The sequence below is a fragment of the Aurantimonas sp. C2-5-R2 genome (assembly GCF_036549495.1).
Lineage (GTDB): Bacteria > Pseudomonadota > Alphaproteobacteria > Rhizobiales > Rhizobiaceae > Aurantimonas > Aurantimonas coralicida_A.
In genome coordinates this window covers 1-7,906 of sequence record NZ_JAZHLJ010000118.1, presented here as the reverse complement: position 1 = coordinate 7,906, position 7,906 = coordinate 1, and the positions used below count along the sequence as shown (strand labels likewise).

11 protein-coding genes and 2 pseudogenes are annotated in these 7,906 nt (G+C 58.6%); 5 read left to right on the top strand and 8 right to left on the bottom strand.

The genetic code is table 11. The annotated features are described in order from the left end of the window. Positions 1 to 92: 92 nt before the first annotated feature. A complete protein-coding gene (locus VQ044_RS23005) occupies positions 93 to 761 on the bottom strand; it encodes a hypothetical protein (RefSeq protein ID WP_327649874.1) in 669 nt (222 codons plus the stop codon). Between the two features lie 122 nt (positions 762 to 883). Here VQ044_RS23005 and VQ044_RS23000 point away from each other — a divergent pair, with 122 nt between their 5' ends. The 5 genes from VQ044_RS23000 to VQ044_RS22980 all read left to right on the top strand — a co-directional run bounded on the left by VQ044_RS23000 (position 884) and on the right by VQ044_RS22980 (position 2,838). Beyond that, positions 884 to 1,075 carry a DNA-binding protein gene (locus VQ044_RS23000; RefSeq protein WP_327649872.1) on the top strand — a complete coding sequence of 64 codons (192 nt, stop codon included), beginning with the start codon at positions 884 to 886 and terminating at the stop codon, positions 1,073 to 1,075. A 243-nt stretch (positions 1,076 to 1,318) separates the two neighbouring features. Further along, positions 1,319 to 1,561, top strand: coding sequence for a helix-turn-helix transcriptional regulator (locus tag VQ044_RS22995; protein WP_327649876.1), 243 nt, complete (start codon positions 1,319 to 1,321; stop codon positions 1,559 to 1,561). Beyond that, positions 1,554 to 1,829 (top strand): DUF6074 family protein, encoded by a 276-nt coding sequence (locus tag VQ044_RS22990; protein ID WP_327649870.1) that lies wholly within the window; start codon positions 1,554 to 1,556, stop codon positions 1,827 to 1,829. The genes VQ044_RS22995 and VQ044_RS22990 overlap by 8 nt, the downstream gene beginning before the upstream one ends. Continuing rightward, positions 1,826 to 2,542: a helix-turn-helix domain-containing protein gene (locus VQ044_RS22985; protein ID WP_327649868.1), complete on the top strand. Its 717-nt coding sequence runs from the start codon at positions 1,826 to 1,828 to the stop codon at positions 2,540 to 2,542. The genes VQ044_RS22990 and VQ044_RS22985 overlap by 4 nt, the downstream gene beginning before the upstream one ends. Continuing rightward, complete coding sequence (locus tag VQ044_RS22980) at positions 2,542 to 2,838, top strand: DUF6074 family protein (protein WP_331827797.1); 297 nt, start codon at positions 2,542 to 2,544, stop codon at positions 2,836 to 2,838. Before VQ044_RS22985 ends, VQ044_RS22980 begins: the two co-directional genes overlap by 1 nt. A gap of 252 nt (positions 2,839 to 3,090) precedes the next feature. Here the strand turns inward: VQ044_RS22980 and VQ044_RS22975 are convergent, their stop codons facing one another. The 7 genes and pseudogenes from VQ044_RS22975 to VQ044_RS22945 all read right to left on the bottom strand — a co-directional run. After that, positions 3,091 to 3,654: a hypothetical protein gene (locus VQ044_RS22975; protein ID WP_327649866.1), complete on the bottom strand. Its 564-nt coding sequence runs from the start codon at positions 3,652 to 3,654 to the stop codon at positions 3,091 to 3,093. Positions 3,655 to 3,695: 41 nt separating this feature from the next. Beyond that, positions 3,696 to 4,193: a helix-turn-helix domain-containing protein gene (locus VQ044_RS22970; protein ID WP_327649864.1), complete on the bottom strand. Its 498-nt coding sequence runs from the start codon at positions 4,191 to 4,193 to the stop codon at positions 3,696 to 3,698. A gap of 310 nt (positions 4,194 to 4,503) precedes the next feature. Next, on the bottom strand, positions 4,504 to 4,638 hold the full coding sequence (locus VQ044_RS22965) for a hypothetical protein (protein ID WP_327649862.1): 135 nt from the start codon (positions 4,636 to 4,638) through the stop codon (positions 4,504 to 4,506). A 47-nt stretch (positions 4,639 to 4,685) separates the two neighbouring features. Next, complete coding sequence (locus VQ044_RS22960) at positions 4,686 to 5,618, bottom strand: hypothetical protein (protein ID WP_327649860.1); 933 nt, start codon at positions 5,616 to 5,618, stop codon at positions 4,686 to 4,688. 223 nt (positions 5,619 to 5,841) lie between these two features. Further along, entirely contained in the window at positions 5,842 to 6,897 is a 1,056-nt protein-coding gene (locus VQ044_RS22955) for an alpha,alpha-trehalose-phosphate synthase (UDP-forming) (RefSeq protein WP_327649858.1), read from the bottom strand. Between the two features lie 175 nt (positions 6,898 to 7,072). Then, positions 7,073 to 7,503 (bottom strand): annotated as a pseudogene (locus tag VQ044_RS22950) (IS256 family transposase); the annotation flags it as partial. Positions 7,504 to 7,613: 110 nt separating this feature from the next. Continuing rightward, positions 7,614 to 7,769, bottom strand: a pseudogene (locus tag VQ044_RS22945) (IS256 family transposase); the annotation flags it as partial. Positions 7,770 to 7,906: the final 137 nt, after the last annotated feature.

Sequence of the window (7,906 nt, the reverse complement as noted above, 5' to 3'; positions counted from 1 at the left end):
CGGCTTCGATCGGGCTACGCCCTCACAAAGCCGGAGACCGACCGCTTATCGTAGTTGTCGCGGAACCGCTCAGGCTAGTCGCCGCTCGATAATCAGTCTTCCTTGGCGGCATTACGCTTGCGCATCGCGGCCACTCGGCAGCGATCGGAACAGAATTTTGCGTCTATCCGACGATGGGCCATCCGACCGGTAAAGAATGCGGCGTTGCAGTTGGCGCAGCGGGCCAGATCCACGTCATTGATGGCCGCCGTCGTCACTTCGAGGCACATTAGATGCAGCAAGCTTTTGGGGTGGAACACCATGCGCCCTTTGCCGTCACCGGCAAATTCGACCGACGTTTTCAGGGGCGCCGATTGGAGAAGATTGTTCAGGTCGGTGGACTTTTCGGCGACGGATTTTCCGAACGATTTCGTTAGCGCGTGGCACAGGCCTTCGTGTCTGTCCTCGACCCATTCGACGGGCCATTCCTCGATCCCATCAGCACCGACTATGCCCTCGTCGAGAAAGCCATAGCGCTCCATGAAGGCTATGCGGGCCTCGGGCGTCTTGGTGTTCACGTATTGAAGCGCCAGCGGGTTTTCCAAATCGATCGATTCCAGCAAGACCGGCGCTCGCCGATCGGTGCGGCCTCGTAGCCATTCCCTTGGTCTGGCCGAGATCTTCTCTCCGAAGAAGTTTGTTTCGACCGTCTCTCCGCGATCCACGATCTCGATGCCGTCAGGGCAGCGGCTCCATTCGAGTGAAAGCGGAAACATGCCCAACCCCTTTGTTACGGCTATTCACCATTGTTCCAGATATGGCGCGATTTCGTCCATTACGAGATGGCGCAAACGACCGCAAGTCGTTACGGATGATTACGCAATATCCGTGATATGAGCAATATATGCAGGACAATCGAAGCCTAGACTTGCTGTGGGGTGCGGAGGCGATTGGCGGCGCGCTTGGCGTCTCGACGCGGCGCGCGTTCACGCTTCTTGAAGGTCGGGAGATCCCGGCGAAAAAGGTCGGTGGGCGGTGGGTGGCTGAACGCAGCGCCCTGCGCGGTTTCTTCCTCGAAGCGAGGAAGGCGGCCTGAACCATGTCCCACATACTCGAAACCCGCCGCTTGGGGCGACGGGCTTCTGGAATGCTGTCTCTTGGTCGGGACAACTATTCAGATAGCGCAGGCATCCCGCATAATGGCGCGTCGGTCGAACATTCGGTCTGTCTCCCTTGCTGGATCGTGTGTGACCCATTATGTATTATACAAGAGACCAAATGTAAACCCTTTAGGGTCATACAATGTCTAAAAGGGATCACTAAGGGGTGAAATGAGGTGATGACTTCAAGCCAGATCAGGGCGGGGCGGGCTCTGGTGGATATGTCGCAGTCGAGGCTCGCCGAGTTGGCGGGGGTATCGCTTCCGACGATCAAGCGAATGGAACGGCTTGGGCCGGGGCGCAGCGCTGCGGATAATGTCGAGGCGGTGCAGCGGGCGCTTGAGGCGGCCGGCGTCGAATTTATCGCGGCCAATGGGGGCGGCGCCGGTGTGAGGCTAAAGAGGGAGGTTGCAGATGGTTGAGAGCGCGCAGGTTGTCCCGTTCCCGTGTGCAGCGCGGGTTGCGCTGGTGCAGAGCGCGGCGGCAGGCATAGCCGCGGCACGGTCGGAGAAGTCGGCCCTAATGGCTTGGCAAAGGGTCGTCGTCCGCCTTGAACGGCAGATGGCTGATATCGGGCTTAATGTCGAAACGATCGACGGAGAGATTGGCGCCCTGGCGCTCGTCGTAAAGCTGGAGTTGAGGCGGCGGGCAACGCAAAGCGCTGCCGAGCAAGGGGGCGATGCGGCATGAAAAACAACACTGTCTTCATCGGCTTGCCTCCTGCGGCAATGGCAGACACTCGACTTTCAGCCTGCGATTTCCGGGTGCTTATGGCTATCGCCTCGCACGACAGGCTCGGGCGCAACGGGCGAGGCTGCTTCGCCTCAGTCGGAACACTGGCGGGTGAGGCGCGCTGTGCAATTCGGGCGGCTGAACGTTCAATCAGTCATCTGAAAATTTGCGGCTATGTGAAGTCGTCCGCCCGCGAGGATGACCGGCGGCAACGGGTCTACCGAGTGGCTTATGACGAGAGCACGACCGACAAATCTGTCGGTGAAACAGAGGGAGATCACCGCCAAAATCGGCCAAAATCACCGCCAGATTTTCAGAAGACGGCCCATAAAAATCAAATGGTTGGTGGGGGCAAGCATATGAAGCATATCGTGTCAAACGGAGAACCATATGCAGAAGAAACTGCGTCATTTTTGCAAAACGCCGACTTCCTAGATCGGGAAATCCGGCGAGGATCTCAAAATCTCGGCGGCTGGCTTGCTCAGGTGGGGCGCTACATTCCGCACGCTTCTGATGATGAGCTTGGGCGGATGCTCAAAGAGCTGGAAGTGATCGTAGAGGCGCATTCAGATTTCAGCGATCCTAATGCGGGGTGGGCTGAACGCCTCCTCATTGAGATTGGCGACAGGATCGATACGCCAGATGGCATCTCGACGGGCACGGCCGGTTGATGATCGATCATCACTTCGTAGAGGACGATAGAGCGATGGGCAGGATCGTGGCTTTCCCAATGGACGAGGACCGGCGGCTGGTGCTGCGGATGGTCCAAACCCTCGAATGGCAGACGCCAACAATGGGCCGGCGGTTCTGGCGATCGACGCTCGATAGCCTGCGCCTGAAACTCGCGGCGGCCGGCCTCGATGATGATGCGATAGACCTGCGGGTGAGGCAGATTGCGGCGACGGTCGAATCGGAGTTGCGGGCTCGTGCCGACGCCGGCGCCCCGCTGCCATACGAGGCAGCTTGATAGGCGATCGTCCCAATGGCTTTCTGGATAGCCTCCGCAAACTGTCCTTATCACACGCATTCCCGGTTCACCCGGGCAGACCTTGCAACCAATCGGCTAAATGAATATTGTCTTTGTCAGAAGGCACGTCGCCTTCGAGAAAGGTCAGATCGCCTGAAACAACCTTTCGCCGCTGCTCCGGCAGTCCACGCGTAACGCGAGATAACCAAGTGTCTGGCGAGTGAAAGCCTCCTTCGGGAGGCTTTTCCATTTTTAGCGTCGAGCGTTGAATCGCAGAGGCTGCCCCTGAAAGACCTTCCCGCAAAGGACCGGGAACGATACCTTGTTCGAGGTCCTGATCGTCTCGTCCATGGCGTCTTTAGCCACTGCATATGCACTCTCAACCATCATTGCGAGCTGGTGTGGCGCGCCTTTCACCTTCTTCAACGTGAAAAACATCGGGTATCTGTCTCCCGCCTCGTCCTCAATCTGTATGAAATGAACATAGTTGCGCTCTTGCCGAGTCTGCCAGACGGCCGCGGTGGGTAAAGACCTCACCATTCTCGGCAGGTGTGCTGACAGCCGATATCGAGACCGGCAGAACACTCTCGTTGCCGTGTGATCCATGATCTTCCAAGAGGAATCGTGGGTTCCCGCATCGAAGTGGTCTGTGAAGCAATGGTTCGAGAATCGGACATCGATCCTCAGAATCCTCTGGAGTTTGTGCACGTTGCAGTCCACCTGAAACGGCTCAAGGTGGAGGAGGCTGATGTGCTCTCCGTCAATTTCGAGGCGCGGCCAGTACTGGGCCGGGGCCCGGTTCTGGCCTTCGGTCATTAAATTTCACCTTGATTTGGATGACACGCTTAGGGCGCCGGTTAGGTGGCAGAGCCACTTTCGTCATTGCTGACCACGAGCCTGGGCTTCTTGCGAGAGATTCTCCCCCGCCTCTCTTCCTGGGCCTTCTTCACCGCAGCGATCTTCTCTTCCGCAAAGGGCTCCGCAGCCTTGATCAGCCCCTCAAAGCTATAGAGGTTCGGCGCGCTTCCGCTTTTCGTGTGACGCCGTTCGATACGTTCGAGGAGATTGAGCTCTGCAAGCTGCTTGATGCGTTTCTGCACAGTGCGCGGCTTCACGCCGATCGCCCCAGCAATTGTCGCCACGGTCGGGTGCGGAAGGTTCTCTGCCTCCCACCAATAATGAGAGAGGTGGACAATGATGTTCATGTCGATGGCATCGAGCCCGAGAGCTTGCTGTTTTTCGATGATGATGCTCGGAATGACATTCCATCCGGCAGCCATAAGGGTCTTGCCCCATTTTTTCTCATTGACGCGGAGGTTCTCTTTCACCTCCTTCGTTGCTACAGTCTTTTCCACGGAACGCCCCTTCTTGCCGGTGTCTTCTGGGCATATCGGCCTATTGATCAGGGGGTGCAAGGGATGTTGGGGTGAACTCTGGTACGCCCACCCCCGAATGAGAGATCGCCCCAGGGGTGCACATCCAGACGCCCCGCCGGCGACGCTGGGTTCACCCAAAGTAGATTCAGGTCATTCAGATTCAGGCATTCAGGCTAACCGGGTAAGATCCGAAGAACGTATAGGCCCCTGCCTCACGGTTCGCCCGGCTCCCCTCTTGGTCCCCTCACGGCGTATGTCGGAGTAACGGGGCGGTTCCAGGGTTTCATGCTCACGGCGTGACGGCCGCCATGGACATCATGATGTCGATCTCCCGCGACTTGCCGAGCGCCTCCAGTCGGGACCGGATAGCGGTCGTCGAGGCGGCACTGGCGTGGCGCCGCGCCACGGCACAGATTTGTGTCATGACAAGATCCTTCAAACCCTGCGCAAACCAATGACCTGCGCTCGCGGTCAGCGTAAGATTGTTACGATAAAGACAGTCGCGGCGAGCACCCAGATGGCGATCGTGATCCGTTGGAGATATTTGCCCAATGGATTCGGTGGATCCGAAAGTGGAGATGTCGGGGGTGGGACGTGACCGTTTAGAGCGTCATTTGCTTCGCGTCCGCAGGTGGTGATTTCTGGCGCGTGCGCTTGGTTCGGAACAGCAAATCCAACATGTGAAAGGAGGACGTGGGCGAACTTATCGTGGAGCATCGCGAATTGCTGTGGGTGCCACAACTCAGAGAGAGATGCCTCGACCTCGTCTTGGTAGAGGAGCGCTTCAAGATTGATGGTGAGTGGCGGGCGCGGGTCGCACTCGGCGATTTCGGAGAACAGGTTTTCTAGCAGATCCTCTCGAACGGCGATATCGGCGGTCAGGTAATCTTCGTTTCGATCGCGCGGCACGCGCCCCCAACTGGGCATGTCTGTAGTCCAAACGAATAGGGATCCGATGTGATCTTGGTTGTTCGTAGCCCGGAGGCCGATATCGATCCTGTCGAAGCTACGGTCGTAGTCGGACTGGGGCCTGCCATCAGGCATCTCCGCGGAGAAGGCGCGGATGCTGCGCTTTTCCTCTATCCTCCCGGTCCCCGTCAGACGGCGTGCGCTCTTCATCTCTGATGGACTGACCCCCTGCAATTGGATCATATCGAGACGCTTGCGTTCGTCCAAGGAGAAGGCGCCGTAGTCCTCATAGGCTGATTTGATCAACTCCTCGTCCGCTTTACTGAGGGGTTCACCGCTGCCGATGTCGCGTCGAAGGCTCCCGAAGGATCGTACCATGTCGTAGTCGTCGAGCGTGACAGTCAGCATTTGCCAACGTCGGAAATAGCGATGCCGGTATTCATCAACTCGCTCAATCGCGAACGGGTTCAGGTATTTCCGACGCTCGGTTTCCATAGGTCCTCCCCACCGAAATTTAGGCAGAAGAGATTAGTGAGTGCAGATGATCAAGGTCCCGTGGCAGCAGCGGTCATGTCGGCCTCGCGGCTGGGCCGGTGCTCGGCTGTTTCTACAGCCGAAATGCAGCCGGCATCGATGACCCTTGTCGATCCTGGACGGGTCTAGAGTAGACGGCAAATAGACCCCTTCCCAGGAGAACGTTCGTCCGTCGCGGAACCAGTCAGTTGATTAACCGATTGACCGACCACGCACTTTCCTTCGCCAGCCGTCGAGAGTTTGAAAAACAATCAAACCGGAATCTCCCGTTGATGCGTCCCACCGCCCCCTCCAGCTTCCGCCGTATGTGCTTGTACTGCGGTACATTAGACCGGGAAGGCGATGCGATCTGCATAAAGGTGACGCAATTGCAGTGCTCCGGGAACCTCTCGAAGAGCTGCTCGACTGCGGCCAGTCGTTCCGGAAGTCCCTTCGTGTAGTCCAAGCGGTCGACGCTCAGTATCAGCGATCGACCAGCCAAACTCGCTTTCACCTGTTCGCGATACCGGCGTGCCGATGGTGAGGCCGCCAGCGCTTTGAAGGCGTCCGGATCAATGCTGATCGGATATACGCCAGCTCTCGTCGTTTCACCGTACGCGCTTAGGTCTCCATACTTGTGCGCGAGTCCTCCCCGGAGCTCCTGCACAACGTAGTTGCTGAACGATCTCACGTCCGTATGAGTTTGGAATCCGATGAGGTCATAGGCGAAGAGCGAGCGAACCAAGCGCTTATGGTTGAAGAGGGTCGTGAGAATTTCGGGGGCCGGGAACGGCGTGTGCAGGAAGAAGCCAATACGCGGGTTGCAGCCTCTTCGCCGCAGTTCCTCACCAAGGGGAATCAGATGGTAGTCGTGCACCCAGACGAGATCTTCATCCTGAAGGAGCGGCACCAAGCGATCAGCAAAGAACTCGTTGACGGCAGTGTACCGGTCGAAAACGCTTCGGTCGAAGACGGCAAGATCTAGCCGGTTGTGGAACAGCGGCCACAACGTCTGGTTCGCGTAGCCTTCGTAGAACCCCTTGTGGCTCTTCTCGCTCAGGTCGACCGTGGCATAGGTAATCCTGTCTACTTCACGAATATCGGTCGGCTTGATCGAATCCTGGACGATTTGCCCGCTCCAGCCGAACCATAGCCCTCCCGATTCCCGCAAAGCGGAGCTGACCGCGGGAGCCAGTCCCCCAGCGGCCGGCCCGCGGCCGGGAACGGGTACCCTGTTGGATACGACTACGAGGCGGCTCAAGCTTACCTCCGAATCGACAATGTCGCGCACCGCCTCGTGTCTCGAGGCGACCTAACTGGTGTAGCCGAATTCTTGCCCCCCGACCACGGCATCAAGTCTGGCCTCAGGCAGATAGGCACTTCGGAAGCGGGCATGAAGTTCGACGAGGTGAACCGGGCCGGCATCAAAACTTTGTTGCCGATTTCGATACTCCGCTGCCAGGACCCGCCGGCACGTCGCCCTCCGGCAGCCGCACGGCCCGTGCGAACCGCCGCGTCGAAACGTTGATTAGCATCAGGTTCATCGCCCATCGGCCAAGCCAGTCCTCCGATATCGCCCGATCCCAGTTCGGGATCGGAACCTCTCGGCCAACGCTTCGAACGCGGGGGCGTTCGACCACCAACTTGCCGCCGTGGAACCCAATCCGCCCGCGCGTCCTGCCCCAGCGGTACGCCTCGCGCTCGTCGCCCCGGCCATGGCGCGGACCGCAGGCCGCTTCGACATGGCCTCCATCATCGCGCCCAGCGCTTCCATCTCGGCCGCAAGGCACAGCCGCTCGAAGCTCCGTTGAACGTCTGCGAACGCTTCCTCTACAGCCCCGCTGACCGGCACCGTCGTCGATGTGATATCTCACTTCATCGCGTTGCTCTCCGAAGTGGATTCGACACCCCGAGCCTACCGGCTCAAGGCGGGCAACGCCGCCCCTTCAGCGTTTCAACAGCGGCCGGGACATCCCCCGCCGCTTTGGGGTATTTAGCGCCGTATTTCTCGGCGAAGACCGCAACGGCGGCCTCGGCACTCGCCCTGTCCGGCGCGTCCCGCACCTCGCGCAGGTCGGCCTTCATGTTCGGCTGCACCGACTTGGGAACGTTGAGGAGCTTATGCTGCCAGCATGTCAACTTAAAGGAGTGGCTTCAGAGATATTTTCAGCGCTAGCATCGGCCGGAGCGTGTCAACGAATGTGAGACAGCCGGAGCGATAGATTAAGCTTGGAGTTGGAGCTTGTTGTTGGGCGGATTGATCCAGACGG

What these genes read in the sequence shown, in the direction of transcription:
- VQ044_RS23000 (WP_327649872.1), top strand. Translation starts at nt 884, where the DNA reads ATGCAGGACAATCGAAGCCTAGACTTGCTGTGGGGTGCGGAGGCGATT.
- VQ044_RS22995 (WP_327649876.1), top strand. Translation starts at nt 1,319, where the DNA reads ATGACTTCAAGCCAGATCAGGGCGGGGCGGGCTCTGGTGGATATGTCG.
- VQ044_RS22990 (WP_327649870.1), top strand. Translation starts at nt 1,554, where the DNA reads ATGGTTGAGAGCGCGCAGGTTGTCCCGTTCCCGTGTGCAGCGCGGGTT.
- VQ044_RS22985 (WP_327649868.1), top strand. Translation starts at nt 1,826, where the DNA reads ATGAAAAACAACACTGTCTTCATCGGCTTGCCTCCTGCGGCAATGGCA.
- VQ044_RS22980 (WP_331827797.1), top strand. Translation starts at nt 2,542, where the DNA reads ATGATCGATCATCACTTCGTAGAGGACGATAGAGCGATGGGCAGGATC.
- VQ044_RS22975 (WP_327649866.1), bottom strand. Translation starts at nt 3,654, where the DNA reads ATGACCGAAGGCCAGAACCGGGCCCCGGCCCAGTACTGGCCGCGCCTC.
- VQ044_RS22965 (WP_327649862.1), bottom strand. Translation starts at nt 4,638, where the DNA reads ATGACACAAATCTGTGCCGTGGCGCGGCGCCACGCCAGTGCCGCCTCG.
- VQ044_RS22960 (WP_327649860.1), bottom strand. Translation starts at nt 5,618, where the DNA reads ATGGAAACCGAGCGTCGGAAATACCTGAACCCGTTCGCGATTGAGCGA.